Below are 18,226 nucleotides of genomic sequence, written 5' to 3'. Positions count from 1 at the left end.
TATCCATACTTGATACACGCAAGAATGTCCAGTTCGTTTTTATTTGATGCTTTCTAAATGCTACAAAAGTTTAGAATTGCTTGGAACATTTCCAGAATGAAAATTATATGCCACCTCATCATGGATTTTCATCACCCCAGGCTGGAACCATCCAACTAAATCTTTTCTAACCACTCCTCACGCCAAAAAAAGAAACATGTTCTGTCACAAGAACCAAAATCTATTGTTCCAGAGCAATAGACATCATGCAAGATGACAATCCCTTTGCATTTTTTCATCAAGTAATCGCGCTCATCCAGAAATTTTTCAACCCGTTTAAAAACCTTTTGGTTTGTTCCACAAAAGGGCAGCATTTCCTCCATAAAAGAGCACCCTCTAAGTTGATTCCACCTGTTTAAAGTGGATTGTATTTCTTTTTTGGATCTAACGCGAACGATATCCCCGGATTCAAGCCTATTCGAATTTGCTGAAACGGCTTCATCTTGAGAGCTTTTTTTAACGGCGCTTGATCCAAATTCAGAGAAAAGATTTACAATGTATCTCCATCGCCTTTTTGAAAAACGCTTTAAGCGATTGCCTCGCTGCAAAATTTTGTCCATTGGCTGGATTATATCTGGCATAAGGGGTAAAGAGTGAAGCTGGCAGTGACACATTTTCTCATTTGAAAAATCCGTCATGAGCTTTTCCTCCTTGCGTCTATTTGCTTGATTTGCTTTATTTAAAATAAGCGGACGGGAAAATCCCGAATGTCATCCAAGATGTCGATAGCAAAAATTATTCAAAATCCTGTATAGCGGAAGTGGTGACCTACCGACAGCAAATCTTATCATTTTCCATTTTAAACTCCCCCTATCGAGCGTCTTCTTTTCAATATCACTATCAGAGGCTGCTATAAGGTCAACTACATCTGCCCCCCACGATTGTTTGAATCTCATCAAACCTGTATCATCAGGGGCGGTCCGGCCAAAATCAAAGACATAACACCCTTCTTCAAGTGCATTTTTGATGGCATTCCAAACAAGCAAATGATTTGGCCTCAGAGAAAAGAAGTCCTCATCCGAGGCGAGGTACTCCAGCGTCGCCCTATTCTTGAATCTGATAACAATGCCTCCGCCAATGGTTAATTCCCCTCTTTTCACCAAAAGAAGCGTTAACATGTTTATAGGATAGAGCCTTTTCCAAATATTTTCAAAAAAGCGGTATGGCTGGGAGGGAACAAGGTTTCTTTTCCTCGTTTTTAAATACAAATTATAAAATTTCTTCAAATCATCAATGGTTTTCCCTTGTATTACCTCAAGATCATTTTCCACTGCTTTTCGAACCGATTGTCGAACAGTTCTTTTAAACTTTTTTGATAACTTATCAAGATCGTCCATGAGATTAATATAATGATGTTTATGGATACTATAAGGAATCAATTTTTCATCGATAAGAGATGTGCTTTCAAAAATTTTGAATTCTATTCGCTTGCAATTAAATTTGTTCTTAAGATTTAGCCCATAATTAAAAAGAGTTTGAAAATTTTCGCGGCTGTTCACCAAGGGATCGCAGAGCGTGCCAAGAGGTATGCAGACCAGCCGATTCCCGAGCAGCCAGCTCTTTACCAAATAAAGAGGTAATGCACCGGCTATTTTTCTACCGTCTTTATCCCACAAAATGAGATTTTTGTTCGTTATATGATTGAAACTGCTTTCCAGTATATCTTTCCAGGCAGTAGTATGATAAATTTGACCAAATTTGTGAGATTCAACGAACTCATCCCAAAGGTTTTCCATTGCAGGCGTTAACATATCAACACTGGTCATCATTGGTACTCCTTTTGGGAATCCTCCGCATTTCCATCCCACCCTCCCATGAGCAGCAGCGTCACACGAGCGGCCTCGGCCACCATCTCGATATCCACATGGGCCATGGTGTCTTCGGCGGTGTGCCAGTAAGGGTTCTTGTAAACGGAGGTGAGCGCGATAGCGGGGTATCCTTCTGCCCAGAAGGATATTTCATCCCCTCAAGGGCAGGCCTTACCGAGATTCCAAAAAAGCGCCCCACCCATTGATTCCCTGACGGAGGGCGATGGCGCAAGGAAAAGATCTTCGGATCGAAAAGCCATTTGAAGGGGCGTGCAGGCGTTTCGAAGCGCATGATAGGCATTTATAAAAATCTTGGCGATTCCCTTGATCTTGCGCTCAGCCGCCAATGAACTTTTGGCCAACCGGAAAAACTCCGAGATCCCGGGCTGACGGTACCCCACGACGTCCACGGCGATGACACCAGCGATCTCTTTTTTTTCCTGCCGGGCTATTCGAACAAAATCCTGGCTCCCCAATCGGCCGCGCTCCTCGTTGGAGAAAAACGCCAGTTGCCAAGTGCACCGCCTTGGGATCTTTTGAAAAACCCTTGCAAGCTCCAGCAGAACACTCACGCCGCTTGCGTTGTCATCCGCCCCCGGACAGGGCGCTCCTCTAACCCAGTTCTTCGAATCAAAGTGGGCTACGACCAACAGTGTCCGCTCCGGATGGCTCTGGCCGGGAAAGGATACCACCAAATTTCTGAAGGAATGGCCCTCATACGGATATTCACGGATCTCGGGTTGAAGCCCCATGGATTTCAGGCGTTCGATGAGGTATTCGGAGGCCGCTGTCTGGTTCTCCTGGGAACTGCGCTCGCCAAAACGCTGCAGATCCAACAGGGTGGCACGCATTCGCTCGGGATCTAATGCTTTTGCAGCCTCGATAACTTCCTTTCCAAGAAGTGCGCTTAGGCGTTCCTCCCTTGCTCTTTGCATGAGACCATCCTCTTGCCATCCGCCGCAGGGGCCGGATACCCATTCCAAGCTCGCCAGCACTCCGACCATCGCAGCCAGGCCGGCGATCGCCCACCCGATGAACCAATGCTGGCGTCTCATGGAAAACAGTTCCTTCCCTTTCCCTTCCCCAGCAGCCGCAGGACCATTCCGGCCAACATGCCCCGGGCGCCGACCAGGGCGATGGTTCGTTTTTCGGTCATGGCTATCGCCCTCCGTACATCTCTTCGTAATACTTCCGGTAGGATCCGTCCATCACCGCATCACTCCAAGTGCGATTCATGATATACCAGTCGACGGTGCAGCGGATGCCCTGCTCAAAGGTCACAACGGGCGCCCAGCCCATTTCGGCTTTGATTTTTGACGCATCAATGGCATATCGCCGGTCATGGCCGGCCCGGTCCTTGACAAAACGGATGAGGGAACGCCGCGGCATCCCCGAAGGCAGGCGCCCCACGGCTTCATCGAGGATGTCGCAGATGGTCTCGACCACCTCGATGTTCCGCTTCTCGCTGCTGCCGCCGATGTTGTAGGTTTCCCCCACCCGGCCCCGGGCCAGCACCGCCAGGATCGCCCGGCAGTGGTCCTCCACGAAGAGCCAGTCCCGTACGTTTCCGCCGTCGCCGTAGACCGGGAGTTCCATGCCCTTGAGGGCGTTGTTGATGATGAGGGGGATCAGCTTTTCCGGGAACTGGTATGGCCCGTAATTGTTGGAGCAGTTGGTGATGATCACCGGCAGGCCGTAGGTATGGAAATAGGCGCTTGCCAGGTGGTCCGACGACGCCTTGCTCGCGGAGTAGGGCGAACGCGGGTCGTAGGGCGTGGTCTCCGAAAAGGCGCCGCTCTCCCCGAGGGACCCGTAGACCTCGTCGGTGCTCACATGCAGAAACCGTTGTGGGCACGGAGATGACGGCATGCAGCCCCAGGCGCTCCGGGCCACGTCCAGGAGCGTGAAGGTGCCGAAGATGTTGGTCCGGATGAACTCATCCGGACCCGTGATGCTGCGGTCCACATGGGACTCGGCGGCAAAATGGACGACGGTGTCGATCTTTTCTTCGTCGAACAGGCTTTCCATAAGGCTTCGGTCGCAGATGTCGCCCTTCACGAGCCGGTATCGCGGGTCGTCTTCGATGTCCCGGAGATTTTCGGGGTTCCCGGCATAGGTCAATTTATCGAGGTTGACGATCCGCGATGACGGCAATTGGCCCAGGGCCATCCGCACGAAATTGCTCCCGATAAAACCGCAGCCGCCGGTTACCAGAATATGCTTCATCTGATTTTTTCCCGCCTGGTGTCTATGGCACGATGATGGTGTCGTCCGCCTGCAACTGGAAATTCTGGCTGAGATCCTTGCCGCCGACGATGTTCCGGTAGTTGATCCGGTAGATTTTTTCCTTGCCGTCTTCATTGCGCAGGAGAATGATCTCCTTCTTCGAGGCCCACTCGGTGAAGCCGCCGGCAATGGCAAAGGCCTGGAGCACGGTGAGCCGTTTTGTCAGCGGGTATTCGCCGGTCGTCTTGACCTCGCCCAGGACATAAAATTTCTTGCTCTTGGGGTCTTTCACGTACACCGTGACCATTGGGTTCTCGATGTACTTCTTGAGCGCCGATTCGATGATTCTCGCCAGGGCCACCGGGGTCAGCCCGTCGGCCTGGAGATCGTTCAGGAGGGGAAAGGTGATCTTGCCGTCCTGCCGGACGATGACCTCCTCCCGGGTGAAGGCGGGCTCCTCGTAGGTCATGATCTCCAAAGTGTCCCCGCTCCCGATGTAATAGGGCTCCTTGGCCTTGCTTTCCTCTTTGGCCGCCCCGGTGTCCGCCGCGCCGGCCGTCCCCGTGCAGAAAACGACGGAAAACACCAGAAACGATACAACCCATAGCCATCCTGCCGAGACCGTCTTTGTCATCATTATCTCCGTATCATGTTTTTTTTGGGTTCAGGCCCTGTCTTCCGCCTTGCCGTAGTATCCCTGGTATTTCCGGTATCTGCCGTAGGTCTGGGCGTATTTTTCCACGTTGTTCAGGACGACGCCCAGGATCTTTTCGGTGCCCATCCGCTTCACCAGCTCCTTGAGCTGGTCTTTCGGGGTGCCGTTGTGCTTCACCACCAGGAGGACGGCCTCCACGAACTGGGCCAGGGTATTTCCTTCCGCGGTCATGGCCACGGGCGGCGTGTCCAGAATAATGATCCGGTCCTGATACCGCGTGGAAACCTCTAAAAGAAGATTCTCCATCCGCTTCGACGACAGGAGCTCCGACGGATTGGGCGGGAGGGCGCCGGCCGGCAGGATGCTGAGACATTTTTCCTTTGTCCGAATCAGCAGATCCGCCAGCTCCATGCCGTTGGTGAGATATTCACTGAGGCCGGGGGGATCTTCAAAACCGAAGAGCCTGTGGACCCCCGGCTTGCGAAGGTCGCAGTCGATGAGCAGCACATGACGGTCCAGCTCCTGGGCGATGCTGACGGCCAGGTTGGCGGCGATGAAGGATTTCCCCTCGCCCGGCAGCACGCTGGTGACGGCCATGGGGCTGGGGATGACGCCGGCAGTCCGGTAGAGGATCTGGGCCTTCAGCAGCTTGATCTGCTCCGCCTCGTAGGATTGGGGGGCCAGGAGGGAGACGAGGTTTCGGTCGATTTTCGAATCATCATGGAAGGCTGAAGGCTCAGAAGCCGGGCTTCTGTCGATTTCTGCATATTCATGCGCTGTCTCTGCCGGGGGATCCGCCTGTTTCGGTCGGAACGGCTCCAGAACGCCAACCCCGCCATGGCTGCGTTGTCTGGCCTCCAGGTCCACGTGAATCACCTCGGGCTTTTCGACGGGGCGCCGGGCGGTGCCGTTCCTGGATTCTTTTTTGAATCTTTCTAATGCCTGGTATGTCTTGGCCACTTATGCCTCTTATATACGCATAGAATTTTGAATGATTGCGGCTTGCCGAGGGCGCCCACAGGGGGGCGCCCCTACACATTGGCTCGAAAAAATTGATTTACAGGAGGTTTCGCAAAAAGTTCGAGATCAAGGCTTGCGAATCCCGAGGAATGAGACGTACGAATCGTACGCCGCAGTGACGAGGGATGACGCATAACGCAGATATCGGGCTTTTTGCGGAACCGACAGTCAAATGAAGGTTTTGATCATCTTGATGGCCTGCTCCGGGCCCTTCAGGGCAAGGAAGGCAAAGCAGCCGCAGAGTGCCAGGGAAAACGCCACCGCCGCCGAGGACAGGACGTTGTTGATTTTGTGCCAACGCTTCTGCCGGTCCGTATAGATCGCGGGGATGGACGCCAGGACCGGCAGCCCCAGCTCCAGTTCGATTTCGCTGCTCCTGGTGATGCTGTTATTGAGGAAGATGAACAGGAACACAATGCCGCCGCCAATGCCCAGGCCGCCCGCGATGGTCATGGCAAAGAGCTTTTTCATATCCGGCTCGGAAGGCTTGTTGGGGTATTTCGCCCGGTCGATGATCCGGAACTGCTCCCCTTTTTTGTTTTTTTCCAGGTTCACCGAGATCTGGGCCTGCATCTTGCGGTCCAGCAGGGAGTTGTAGGTCATCTTGATATTCTCGTAATCCCGCTTCAGGGCGGACAGCTCATGCTCCTTCTTGGGCGTGTCGTCGACAAGGCGCTGATAACGGTTGATCTCTTTGACCAAACTCGTCAATTCATTTTTCAGGCTCTCGATTTCGAATTGGGTCTCCTGGCGCTGCTGCTTCAGCAGGCTCTGCCGCTGGAGCAGGTCCGGGTGTATGGGCCGGGTCGTGACGCTGCCGCCCGCGTCCGGCGGGTTGGATTCAAGCTCCTTTTCCAACTTCCTGATCTTGCTCTCCAGGCGGATGATCTCCGGGTGCTCTTTCGTATACCGGGCGCTCAGCTCAGCCAGCTTCTGCTGCATGTTCTGAAGGTTTGTATAGGGGTCCGCGGCGACGGCGGGCGATGATTCGCCTGCCCCATACCCCGCGATGGCCTGGTGGATCACATTGGCTTCGGCCACTTGGGTGTCCAGCGCCACCAGCCGGTTTCTCGCATCGCGGATCGACTCGTTTTTCCCCGTCAGTTCCGCCTGCAGCCGGTCGAGGACCCGCAGGTTGGAATCGAGCTGCTCCGGAAGCCCGCCCATGTTCTGGGTCCGGAACGCCTCCACCTTCTTTTCGAGGTCCCCCAGTTGGGTCCGCATGCCCAGGAGCTGATCCTCGAGAAACTCGTTGGTGCCCAGGGCTTCCTCCTCCCGGGTTTTCAGGTTTTCCTCGATGAAGCTCTCGGCAAGGGTGTTGGTGATGTTCATCACCTTTTCAGGGTCGTTTCCCTTGAACGTGATCGAAAAAGCATCGGTGGCGTTGGGCCGTTTCTTATCGCCCAGAATTTCCACCGAGATGCGTTTACGGAGGGCCTCGATTTTGTCCTCCATGTACATGCTTGCCTGCTTCGGCTCATTAAACAGCTTGAACTGCTCGATGATCTTTTCGAGGTTGGTCCGGCTCAATATCTGCTGGGAGATGGTGTTGATCCTGGACTCAATCTCGCCGGAAACCAAAGGCTGGACATATTCCTCGGGCACTCTCTGGGACTGAACCAAAATCAGCGTGTTGGCCGTGTAGACCTTGGGCATGACGATGGACAAGACCATGCCGGCCATCACCGCCACACAGAACGGCACAATAATGAACCAGCGGTATTTCAGGACAATACCAACATAATAACTAATGTCGATCGAGGCTTGCTGATCGGGTCGATTTGCATCCATTTTTTTCTTTTCTTCTCAACTTTCGACTGTTGCGCCCTAGCCCGGAGACAGGGGATGTCCGGGGATGGTCTGAGCCTCTGGAGCAGTGAGGTTTAGTGCCGCTTGGGTGCAGCGGAGGATCAGCGTCCCGGACTGTTTGAGCGAAGCGAGTTTCCGGGACGCCCGGAGCAAACCTTAGCGCACTTTACCGAAACTGCGTGGGGCGAAGACCCTCCCCGGGCATCCCCGGGTTTCGAGCTTCAACAGCCTGGTTTTCTTGTTTTTATCACAGGGTCGACAGCAGCTTCCGGGCATTCTCGCTGTCGTCAAACTCCTTGCCCATGCCCAGGGCTTTTTCCAGGGCCTTGCGGGCTTTTTCTGTTTCGCCCTTTTTGTAAAAGGCCAATGCAAGATGATACTGCACCGTGGGATTGTCGGCAAGCTTTTCCGCCGCCTCGGTCAATTCCAGGAGGGCGAAGTCGTACCGACCGTTCTTGTAGTAGGCAAGGCCCAGGGTGTCCATGACATTGGGGTCCTTGGGCATTTTTTCCTTGGCCTTGCCGGCCAGTTCCAGGGCCTCCTTGGGATTGATGTCGTTGTTCGCCAGGATATAGGCCAGGTTGTTGGCGGCCAGCGCAAAATCCGGATTGATCTTGAGGGCCTCCCGGTAGGCTTTCTCCGCCGCATCAACCTGCTTACGGGTTTCATGGATGATGCCCAGCATCAGATAAGCCCCGGACTGTTTCGGGTCGGCAGCGAGAATAGCCTGGTACTTTGCGACCGCCTCATCCATCTGGTTCTGGGAAAGCTGCACGTTGGCCAGGGCGTAATAGGCCCGGATGAAATCGGGGTTGGCCTCGATGGCTGCCTCATAGGCCTTGCCCGCAGAAGCCGGGTCCTTCAGGGCAGCATGAATGTCTCCCTTGAGGTATTGGATAATCGATAAAGCCTCTTTATTGTCCTTGAACTCGGTCAGCTTGGCGTCGCAGAGGGCAATGGCCTCGCTGCCTTGGCCCTGGCGGGTTTTCAGGGCCGCAAGGGCGGCCAGCACGTCAAAGCCCCGGGGATAGAGCTGAAGCGCCTTTTCGTAGCTCGCTGCCGCATCGTCGACCTGCTGTTTTGCTTCATAGACCCTCCCCAGGCGGAAGTGGCCCATGGGGTTGTCCGGATAACGCGCAACCACCTCCTTGAAGACGGCTTCCGCTTCAGGGATCTTTCCCTGGGCCGCCACCACATTGCCCAGGATCAATTTCGCCTGGAGGTTCTCCGGAAGCTTCGAAAGCACCTCCCGGGCCTCCTTCTCCGCCAGCTTGTAATCCTGGTCCCGGGCAAAGATCTCCGCGAGCATGAGCCTTGCCTGAACCAGATTCGGATTCAATTCGACGGCTTTCTGGAGGCTGGTTTTGGCGAGATGGGCATCGCCCTTGGCAGCATAGGCGCGGCCGATGAGAAGGTGTGCCTCCGTTGCCTTGGGTTCCTCTTCGATGATTTTGGAGAGGGTCCGGACAGCCTCTTCATAATTTTTCTGCTGGATCTTGATCTCGGCGGACAGCATCCGTGCCGGGAAATTGTTGGGATTCTTTTTGAAAATTTCATCGAGCGTTTTCTCGGCCGCCTCGATGGACTGCATCCTTGCATGCTGTCGGGCCAGGGCGTTCATGACATTGAAATCGTCCGGCTTCGCTTTCAGGGCGTCCTGATAGACGGCCAGGGCTTTTTCAGGAACGCCGGCGTTGTTGTGGATGTCCGCCAGCATCAGATAGGGCCGGGCGTCTGCGCTGTCGATCTCCAGAGCCCTGCGGAGCGATTCTTCCGCCAACGCGGTATTCTTCTGCCGGAAATGATAACCCGCAAGCACCAGGTAAAGCTCGATATCCTTGGGGTTCAGCCGGATGGCCTCCTGAAGCTCCGCCTCCGCGGATTTGAAATCCTTCTTGCCGGCGAACAGGTTGAAAAGCGCCATCCGGAGGTTGATATTCCCGGGGTCCTTCTCCAATGCCTGGCGCAGCACCGTTTCAGCCTTGGCCGTGTCGCCCCGGGCGATCAGCACTGTGGCCAGCCCCAGATGGCCCCGCGGGTCGTCCTTGTTGAGGGAGACCGCCTTCTCAAACAACACGGAGGCCTCCGCGAGATCCCCTGTCTGCCGCAGCATCCCCGCCTTGAGCATCAGGGCCTCGAAATGGTCGGGATTCCTGGCAAGGACGCCTTCAATCCGCTTTTTGGCCTCCTCGTTTTCCCTGGAGAGGAGAAAGAAGCTCGCCAGCTTGAGCTGGGCGTCATCGTTTTCCGGGTCGATCTCCGCGACGGCATAATACGCGGAGAAGGCACCCTTGTAGTTCGCGAGCTTCATCTCGGCGTCGCCCAATTTGGACCAGGCATCCTTAAACTTCGGGTCAAGCTGCAGGGCCCGCTTGAATTCGATCCGGGCCGTATCGAAATCGTTTTTTTCGAAATATTCAGAACCCTTCTTGAAATGCGCCTGCTTTTTTTCCTCATCCGAAGCGCAGCCTAACAGTAACAACAGGCAGCTCAAGACCACGAACAACACTGTTCTAAGGTGATTCACGCCCAACTCCTTGTTTATGATTTGGATATGAAAAAGGATCACACGGCGTGGGTTCGCCGCGATGATGATGAGTGATTATAGACGAAATTGAGGGGAAAAGAAAGTTCGGCAAATGAAAAATGGATGGTGCTAAGCAGGCGAAATCTTGCAGTTGCTATGTTTTTATCGGATAAGCGTTTTTTTCGGCCGGGTCAATTGCGGGGCAAAATGGATAAGGGAGAGTTAGGATGGCTTCTCTCCCTGTCCATTTGATTTTCCCGATAGATTTTATATCAAGAAAGATTGGTGCAAAATCGAGCAACTATTTTATATCAGCCTTATCAGCCTTTCAAATATTTTTTTCTTCCTGCGATCCCGAGGCCGAAGATGCTGAGACCCAAGAAGAGCATGGTGGCAGGTTCGGGGACAGGTGTAAGATAATCTTGATAATTTGTCCCGATTCCCCCTGAAGGACTGTGTGCGAAATACCAGTTATTGGTGGTATAGGTTTGAATGTTTAAGGCTGCATCATACAGTGTTTGAGCCGTGACATGATTCGTCAGCAAATTGCTTCCACCGTTTATGCTCAAAATAGCCCAGATAGCTCTTTGTGCCTCAGCTTTTCGATCATCTTGAGTTAGAAGGGCTCCATATGATGTCCAATTGTCTGCAATCCATGCGGCTTTATATAAATTTGAACTAAATTGACTACTTAAATCAGCATCTATAGCATAAAAATCATAGTTTCCATTGCTACCCAAATCTCCTGAAACACAAAACACCTCTTTCGTAGTAGTGAGGGATCCAAAAGTATATCCAAAATTAGATGTTAACACCTTACCATCATAGTCCCCGTACCAGTTACCAACGACAGGATTACTTGCAGATATGTCAAGATCCCCAACTCCCAGATATGTCGGTAACGCGTTAGCACTAATCGGAAGAGATAAAAACAACGCAATCGCTAAAAACCTAACTATTCTTTTCATAATTTTTTCCTCCTTATTTGAATTGACAAAGTGCTTATGCATTGATGCCCATGATCAAAGCATATTTGATGCCATACAATCAAATTGGACTTATTAAAAGTCGACTTAACGCCATCCACTTGATAGTACAACAAATTCACTATGGGCATCTCATCACAAAAATGGAGGAATAAAGATTACATTACCTTTGTATAGATGACTGAATGTAAAGAATTCCATCAAAAACCAGCGTAGTCACGCTATTCACAAATTTAATTAACTGAATTTTCATGAATTAAGCTCAATAGTCCGAAACCGTAAATTTTTCCGACAATATCTTGAAATGCAGCCGATAGGCGTTCAATAGGAAGCCGTTGTGTCATAACTGTCGGAGTCTCTCTATCGTCCATTTGCAGCCTTTGACCCATTCAATATGCCGAATTTACCCATCATCTCATACAGGGTCGGCCGGCTCACCCCAAGCTCCGCCGCAGCGTTGGTGATGTTGCCGTTGTTCCGCTTCAGCGCATCCTTGATCATCCGCTCCTCCAAGGCTGCGCGGGCTTCCTTGAGGCCGATCCGCGAGCAGGCGAATTCGGCGTCTTCCATGTCCAGGTCGGCCGGGGTCACCTGCTTGCCCTCGGCCATGATCACAGCCCGCTTGATCCGGTTCTCCAGCTCGCGGACATTTCCGGACCAGTCGCAGCGCCGGATCGCCTTCAAGGCGCTGCTAGTGAACCCGGACAGCCGGATGTTGTATTCCTCGGCAAATCGTTTCAGAAAGGCTTTGGCCAGCAGGATGATGTCATCCTCCCGGTCCCGCAGGGGCGGCATGGCGATCTTGACGACGTTGAGGCGGAAATAGAGGTCATCCCGAAAGGCGCCCGAAAGGATCTCCTCCTTCAGGGTGCGATTCGTTGCCGCGATGATCCTGGCATCCACGCAGATCTCTTCGCGGCCCCCGACCCTCTCGATCACCTTTTCCTGGAGGAAGCGAAGGAGCTTGACCTGGAGGGAGAGGGGCATTTCGCCGATCTCGTCCAGAAACAGGGTCCCGCCCTCGGCCATCTCGAACCGCCCCTTCCGCTGGGCATGAGCTCCGGAGAAGGCCCCCTTTTCATGGCCGAAGAGTTCACTTTCCAGGAGGTTCTCCGGTATGGCGCCGCAGTTGATCACCACGAATGGCCGGGCCTGCCTGGGGCTCTTGCTGTGAATCGCCCTGGCCACCAGTTCCTTTCCGGTGCCGCTCTCCCCCTCGATCAGGACCGGCGCATCCGTGGCCGCCACCTTCCGGATGGTTTTGTACACCTCCTGCATCTTGTCGCATGTGCCCAGCATCCCTTCGAAGGCAACGCCGCCGAACCTTTCCTGGAGTCTTCGATGCTCTGCCTCGAGGTTCGCGATGTAGGCGGCCCGGCGCAGGACGATCTTGAGTTCGTCGATTTCGATGGGCTTCAGAAAAAAATCATAGGCCCCCCGGGAGACCGCGTTCAGGGCATGCTCCTTCTCGCCCCTGCCGGTGACGATTACCACCTTGGGCGTGGGCTGAAGGGCCGTGACCTCCTGGAGCGTTGTAAAGCCTTCCGACACGCCTGCGGGGTCGGGCGGCAGGCCCAGGTCAAGGGTCATCACCAGCGGATGCTCCCGGTTGACCTGCTCGAGGGCGGCGGCCCGGTCGCCCGCGAGCAGCACATCATACTCGCCGGAGAGTGCCCATTTCATCTGGGTCCGGAGGTCCTCGTCGTCCTCGACAATGAGGAGCTTGATTTTGGTATCCATATCCGAAATTCGTGTCAAAAAACACTCCTTGTCCAAATCAGGCTTTTTCCGTTAGCGGTAGAAGAACCCGAAAGGTGCTCCCGCCCCCGACCGTGCTCTCCACCTCGATCTTGCCGCAGTGGGCCTCGACAATGGTCTTGCTGTGGTAGAGGCCGATCCCCATCCCGCTTTTCTTGGTGGTCTGAAAAGGACGGAACAGCGATGTTTCGATAAACGCCTGCGGCATTCCCTTGCCATGGTCCCGGACCCGCACAAAGGCCCACCCATCCCCTGCCCCGGTCTCGACCTCGATCGGTCCGCCGCCGTCGGAGGCCTCATGGGCATTGAGCAGGAGGTTGGTGATCACCTTGGCGAAATGCTCCGGGTCCGCGTTCACCTTTGGGACGGGGTTGAACCGCCGCGAAATGCCGCCGGCCATGGCGCCGTTCAGTTCGGTTGCGGCTTTTTCCACCAGGGCGTTCAGGTCGACCTTTTCCTCGCGCAGCTCGATCTTCTGGCTCAGGGAGGTCAGGCGGGCGCTCATGGACTTGATCTTCTCCACGCTTCGGGTGATGGATTGAACGGCGTCCTTCCGGAATTCTGGGTCCTCGAAATGATGGGGCAGGTTCTGCACGGTCAGGGAGAGCTTGTTCGCGAGGTTCTTCATGTCGTGGACGAAAAAGGCGGACATGCTCTGGAAGGCCTCCATCTGCTTCAGGCGCGTGACCCGCTCCGAGAGGAGGATATTGAGGATATTGGCGGCAAGCTGGTCGGCCATTGTGGCGAGCAGATCGAAATCCTCGGTGGAGAGGGGGGAATCCTTCCCCACCCGCTTGCCCAGGGTCAGGATGCCGGTAAGCTCCCTTTTGACCCTGAGGGGGATGCAGTAGCGCGTCTCCAGGCTTTTGAACAGCTCGCTTCCGACCTCCCGCAGGGCCGCGGGCGGCTCGTCGAGGTCATAATCCAGGTCCATGGGGATGGCTGCGGATTCGAGGGCTGTCATCAGTTTTTGGGCTGAATCCGCCAGCATCTTCTCCTGGCGTTGACCTGAAAAAACGGTCGACGCCGCCAATACCGCCTTTCCGCCGGCCCCCTCCCGGACCCAGATGGTAACCGCAAGGCTGTCGAAGGTTTTTGCGATGATCTCCACGGCCGCCCGGCAGAGCATGCGGATATCCACGGCCGACGAGGTTTGATGCGTAAAATTGGCCCATTCCCGGCGATAGTCATAGATGGGCCTCCGGAAATGGCGGGAGATGAAGCGCTTCATCCGCTTCTTGTAACGGTCGGAGAGAAGAAGGCCGAGTACGCCGACAAAGGAAAGGATGACGAAAAGGGAGATGAGGGAGATGGCCCGGGTCGCATCGAGGATCAGGAACAGCTTTGCCGCGATGCCCACGATAATGAAGTAGGCGCCCACCAGGAGGATGGTGACGGAGTGATAGATGACCGGGCTCGAGGCATAGAATTGGAGGCTGAGCGTCCGGGTCCGCAGAAAGGACTTGGCCATGAGGAGCACCCCCACCGCAATGGCGCCGGCGTTGACCAGCTCCCATTCCATTTTGAGGGAACGGAAAAGCAGGGCCTGGCTCACGATGAAGATCCGGGCGACCAGGATGCACCCCAGGCCGATAATCAGGAATTTGATCTGCCACCGGAAATTACCCGTCGCCTTCCGGAGGGTTTTCTCGATGAGGGTCAGGCTCAGCAGGGCGCCGGCCAGCATGCACATTTGAAAGGCCAGCCCCCAGCCGCTGATGAAAAACCCCCACGCCCCGGGCGGAACCCAGACCGGGTGCTCCGCAAAGAGCGCCCCGCGCGATGCCACAAGAATGAGAACCGGCGCGGCATAGAGCCCGATCACCTGCCATTTCCATCGTTTCACCATCTGCCCGGGCGCATCTGCCGCAAAGATCAGGCTGAAAACCAGCCAGGTTCCCGGCAGGAGGGCCGCAGGGAGGTTCCGGATGACCATCCATCGCGCGGCCTCCCAGGGCATTTCCGCGTTGATACAGAAGCCCGCAAAAAGCGATTCCAGTGCCAGCAGCGCCAAACCAAAGGAGAGCAATCGATGGGCGAGGCTGCGGAAATCCCTCACCAGAACAAAAAGAGCCAGGGAAAGGGCAGCGAGCGCGGCGATATTGGGAAGCCCATTTTGGAGAAAGAAAATCATAAAATCGATTTACAGACGATTTCGTAAAAGTTCGAGATCAAGGCTTGCGAATCGCGAGGAATGAGGCGTACTTATAGTACGCCGCAATGACGAGGGATGAAGCATAACGCAGATATCGGGCTTTTACGGAACCGTCATGCTTGATGGTTCTGTCTTTCTAAGACCCCACAGAATCGGAATCAAAATGCAGAGGGCGATGGAAAAATAGACGATCCCGCCGCTTTTGTGCAGCCAACTGTTGGTCAGCCAGGACATGTCCACCTTCGAAGCCAAAAGCGTCAGCGAGGTGATGCGGAGGGCGTTCTTGAAAATGGTGAGGGGAATAATGCACAGCGCCAGAACCAGCCTGCGCCAACCGCTGCGCAGAAACATCTTGCCCGCCAGGACGACGGTGATGAGAAGGGCCAGGCTGGACCGGATGCCGCTGCACTCCTTGGCCACGGAGATGGCGAACCCGCCTTGGACCTCAAATGTCACCCCTTCCCGAAGATATGGGAAACGGATGGCGTCGAAAACCAGTTGAACGGCGTCGGCCGACCGGTGCTGGAGGAAGGAGATCACCCATTCCATCAGGACCGTCGGCACCGGAACCATGAAGGCCAGAAAAAAAAGGGGGAACATGGCTTTTTTGAAAGCCTCGCTCCCCCAAAAACAGATATACGAACCGATCACCCACAGCAGAAAACCGGCCATGGCCGCGGAAAGATAATCATTCGTCCCCAGCGGCTCCCGGAAAAACAGGGCGCATCCGTAAGAAGCCAGGCCCGCAACCATTACCGCCAACCCGGGTATGACGGCATATTCGGCTGTTTCGAACAGGGTTTTCCGATCCATGACGAAGAGATAGAGGCTGATGATCGGAATAAAAAGCATATGAGAATAAAGCTCGCTGTGCCGCGACATTTCCGCCAGCGTCAGAAGCGGCAGGGCAAAGATGGCGATACCGATGGCCACGGCAGCCAGAAAAGGAACCAGATGCTTCTTCAATGGAAAACCTTTACGATACACGTTGAGGACAATGGCGGGCATGCGGGCGCATGGGGAAAAAGCGAGGGGACATTCAAGGAGCGCGTAGGCTCAGTCGGCGGGCAATTTTGACAGGACCTGCCGGGCTTCATCGGCGCCGTTAAAACCGGGATCCAGATCGAGGGCGTTTTCCAGCCAGACCTTTGCCTCGGCCTCATTGCCGGCCTTGTAATGGGCCATGCCCAGGTGATAGAGGGCCTCGCCGGAATCGGAAAGCCGGGAGGCATTTTGCACCAGAAGATTCAGGGCGCCCGGATAGTCTCCCTTCCGGTACAGGATCCATCCGAGGGTGTCGGCGATGCTGGGGTCATCCGGCGCCGCCTCATAAGCCCGGCGGGCATAACCGTGGGCCGTTTCCGGGTCGCCGAAGCGCTCCAGGTGAATATAGGCCAGGTTGTTCAGGGCCGGGGCATGGGCCGGGTTCGCGGCGATCACCTTTTCATACCATTTCGCCGCCGCCGGAAAGTCCTTCATCTGCTCATACGCGATGCCCATGAGCATCATCAGAAGCTGTTCGTCATCCGGAGCCGGCCTGCTGTTCAGGGCCTTTTCCAGAACGCCGATGCCATCGCGGTATTGGCCGCCCATCATGTAAATACGGCTCAACTCCACGCACGCCCTGGCATAACCGGGGTTGATGGCCAGCGCCTTGGTGAAGGCCGCCTTTGCGTCATCCGGCCGGTTCATCTTCAGGTACAGGGACCCCAGAATGAATTGAATCTCGAACGAATCCGGGGCGATCCGTGCCTGCCGCAATACCCGTTCCAAGGCCGCCTCTGGCTTGCCGGCCGCCACGTCCATCAGAACAAGCTGGTCGAGGGCTTCCGCATAGCCGGGATCCAGGGCCAGGGCTTTTTCGAACTGCTGCCGGGCAGGTTCGGTTTCATGGCGGGCGTTGTGAACGATCCCCATGTAATATGGCCCCCTGGGGTCTTTTGGCGCGATGCCGGCGATCTTGCTGAAGGTCTCGGAAGCCTTCTCACGATCCCCTTTTGAAAGATAGATCCTGCCCAGGGCAATATAGGCTGGCACAAACTCGGGTTTGCGAAGAATCAGGTTCTCCAAATCCTTGATGGCCTCCTGCGTCTTGCCGGATTTCATCTTCAACTCAGCCAGCGCAAGGCCAACCTCCGCCAATTCAGGGGCAAGGGACTTTGCCTTCTGCAATTCCAACGCGGCCGGTTCATCGTCGCCGGCAAGCATATACGCAAGCCCCAGCTTATAGCGGGCCTGGGCGGACTCCGGGGCCATGGCCGTCAGTTTCTGAAACTGGGCGACCGCTTTTTTGCCCTCTTTCCTGGCCAGAAACACCTCTCCAAGGAGGATGTTGCCACGAACATCGGCGGGCTCTAATTTTAACAGATTCTCCAAGGAATGGAGGCATTCGCCATAGCTTTTTTCTGCAAAGTAAATTTCAGCCAGACGGCGCCATGCAGCGGGTGAACCTCGATTTTGAGAAAGGGTTTGCAGCAGCCTTTGCTTTTCATTGGCACTATCTTTGCTTATCGCGCTTTTCTGATAAAGGCCGATGGGGTCGGTTGAGGGCGCGTGGAATTCCGGACTGGAATCCTTTGCAGCGTATGCATGGGTGCTTAACGAGATATTCAGAATCAAGACTGCCATCAGACTCTTCATATTCATGCGGATCACCGATGTGTTCGTGAATGGTCACCAAAGTCGACCGGCCTGAAATGCTGAAATGAGCTTGTCCCATAGGGTTCGGTGCTTGGTGAGAAGGTTTTCCTGAAATTGATAGACGATCTCTGCATCGGCTTATTGCGCGGTCATATTATCCCTTTTCCATGGCTTGGTGCCATAAAAGGCCTCGCTAAGTTCTGAACAGGATCGGCGACCTCTCGGGCTCATCCGGCACTACTCTCATCAGTTATCACCTCTGCCCACTCGAGGATGGCATTTGGAAATCCGCCGGGAGACGCCCCCGCAAATATCGCCAGCCTCGGGTTGTTCAGCGACTGCACCACACTTCCCGGTGAAATCCAATTCGCACCATCCAGTGAGTAATGGGCCGTAATCCGATCCGTGCTTAACTCCCGGTCCAGGCGCAGGTGAATTCCCTGCGTCGACGTCTCCGAGATAGAATTGACAACCACTGCGCTGCCCCCCACCTCCCGCGCAAGGGTCACTTTGCTGCCGCCCGCGTAAATCCGCGTCACCTGCACATAATTATCGTCATCCTGGTACACCAGCAAACCAGCCTGCTGCGTGTTCTGCGTCGGC

General features: G+C 54.7%; 13 protein-coding genes and 1 pseudogene. All 14 read right to left on the bottom strand.

The features are described 5' to 3' along the window. Window positions 1-155: 155 nt before the first annotated feature. Window positions 156-677 (bottom strand): hypothetical protein, encoded by a 522-nt coding sequence (locus ACEW8N_RS06400; RefSeq protein WP_373498975.1) that lies wholly within the window; start codon window positions 675-677, stop codon window positions 156-158. A 72-nt stretch (window positions 678-749) separates the two neighbouring features. Further along, the gene (locus ACEW8N_RS06395; protein ID WP_373498974.1) at window positions 750-1,808 is read right to left on the bottom strand and encodes a lipid II:glycine glycyltransferase FemX; all 1,059 of its coding nucleotides are present in this window, start codon (window positions 1,806-1,808) and stop codon (window positions 750-752) included. Further along, window positions 1,805-2,599, bottom strand: a pseudogene (locus ACEW8N_RS06390) (M28 family metallopeptidase). Before ACEW8N_RS06390 ends, ACEW8N_RS06395 begins: the two are co-directional and overlap by 4 nt. 406 nt (window positions 2,600-3,005) lie before the next feature. Continuing rightward, window positions 3,006-4,073 (bottom strand): dTDP-glucose 4,6-dehydratase, encoded by a 1,068-nt coding sequence (gene rfbB / locus ACEW8N_RS06385; RefSeq protein WP_373498973.1) that lies wholly within the window; start codon window positions 4,071-4,073, stop codon window positions 3,006-3,008. 22 nt (window positions 4,074-4,095) lie between these two features. Next, entirely contained in the window at window positions 4,096-4,710 is a 615-nt protein-coding gene (locus ACEW8N_RS06380; RefSeq protein ID WP_373498972.1) for a polysaccharide biosynthesis/export family protein, read from the bottom strand. Between the two features lie 27 nt (window positions 4,711-4,737). Next, window positions 4,738-5,688, bottom strand: coding sequence for a polysaccharide biosynthesis tyrosine autokinase (locus tag ACEW8N_RS06375; RefSeq protein ID WP_373498971.1), 951 nt, complete (start codon window positions 5,686-5,688; stop codon window positions 4,738-4,740). A 228-nt stretch (window positions 5,689-5,916) separates the two neighbouring features. Beyond that, window positions 5,917-7,539 carry an XrtA system polysaccharide chain length determinant gene (locus ACEW8N_RS06370; protein ID WP_373498970.1) on the bottom strand — a complete coding sequence of 541 codons (1,623 nt, stop codon included), beginning with the start codon at window positions 7,537-7,539 and terminating at the stop codon, window positions 5,917-5,919. 265 nt (window positions 7,540-7,804) lie between these two features. Continuing rightward, window positions 7,805-10,084, bottom strand: coding sequence for a tetratricopeptide repeat protein (locus tag ACEW8N_RS06365; RefSeq protein WP_373498969.1), 2,280 nt, complete (start codon window positions 10,082-10,084; stop codon window positions 7,805-7,807). 320 nt (window positions 10,085-10,404) lie between these two features. After that, entirely contained in the window at window positions 10,405-11,052 is a 648-nt protein-coding gene (locus ACEW8N_RS06360) for a PEP-CTERM sorting domain-containing protein (RefSeq protein ID WP_373498968.1), read from the bottom strand. A gap of 378 nt (window positions 11,053-11,430) precedes the next feature. Then, window positions 11,431-12,828 carry a PEP-CTERM-box response regulator transcription factor gene (prsR, locus tag ACEW8N_RS06355; protein WP_373498967.1) on the bottom strand — a complete coding sequence of 466 codons (1,398 nt, stop codon included), beginning with the start codon at window positions 12,826-12,828 and terminating at the stop codon, window positions 11,431-11,433. Between the two features lie 19 nt (window positions 12,829-12,847). Beyond that, window positions 12,848-14,962 (bottom strand): XrtA/PEP-CTERM system histidine kinase PrsK, encoded by a 2,115-nt coding sequence (prsK, locus tag ACEW8N_RS06350; RefSeq protein ID WP_373498966.1) that lies wholly within the window; start codon window positions 14,960-14,962, stop codon window positions 12,848-12,850. A gap of 123 nt (window positions 14,963-15,085) precedes the next feature. Continuing rightward, window positions 15,086-15,949, bottom strand: a complete 864-nt coding sequence (locus ACEW8N_RS06345; protein WP_373498965.1) for an exosortase/archaeosortase family protein — start codon at window positions 15,947-15,949, stop codon at window positions 15,086-15,088. A gap of 90 nt (window positions 15,950-16,039) precedes the next feature. Beyond that, window positions 16,040-17,359: a tetratricopeptide repeat protein gene (locus tag ACEW8N_RS06340; RefSeq protein WP_373498964.1), complete on the bottom strand. Its 1,320-nt coding sequence runs from the start codon at window positions 17,357-17,359 to the stop codon at window positions 16,040-16,042. Window positions 17,360-17,850: 491 nt separating this feature from the next. Then, the coding region (locus tag ACEW8N_RS06335) for a hypothetical protein (RefSeq protein WP_373498963.1) at window positions 17,851-18,226 on the bottom strand (376 nt) is incomplete at its 5' end.

Source organism: Desulfococcus sp. (assembly GCF_041737845.1).
Classification (GTDB): domain Bacteria; phylum Desulfobacterota; class Desulfobacteria; order Desulfobacterales; family Desulfococcaceae; genus Desulfococcus.
The sequence above is the reverse complement of the archived record's forward strand: the minus strand, read 5'-3'. Positions and strand labels throughout refer to the sequence as shown.

Bases quoted from the DNA above. Each gene is read 5' to 3' on its own strand.
- ACEW8N_RS06400 (WP_373498975.1), bottom strand. From the start codon at position 677: ATGACGGATTTTTCAAATGAGAAAATGTGTCACTGCCAGCTTCACTCT.
- prsK (WP_373498966.1), bottom strand. From the start codon at position 14,962: ATGATTTTCTTTCTCCAAAATGGGCTTCCCAATATCGCCGCGCTCGCT.
- ACEW8N_RS06380 (WP_373498972.1), bottom strand. From the start codon at position 4,710: ATGATGACAAAGACGGTCTCGGCAGGATGGCTATGGGTTGTATCGTTT.
- ACEW8N_RS06360 (WP_373498968.1), bottom strand. From the start codon at position 11,052: ATGAAAAGAATAGTTAGGTTTTTAGCGATTGCGTTGTTTTTATCTCTT.
- ACEW8N_RS06395 (WP_373498974.1), bottom strand. From the start codon at position 1,808: ATGATGACCAGTGTTGATATGTTAACGCCTGCAATGGAAAACCTTTGG.
- ACEW8N_RS06370 (WP_373498970.1), bottom strand. From the start codon at position 7,539: ATGGATGCAAATCGACCCGATCAGCAAGCCTCGATCGACATTAGTTAT.
- rfbB (WP_373498973.1), bottom strand. From the start codon at position 4,073: ATGAAGCATATTCTGGTAACCGGCGGCTGCGGTTTTATCGGGAGCAAT.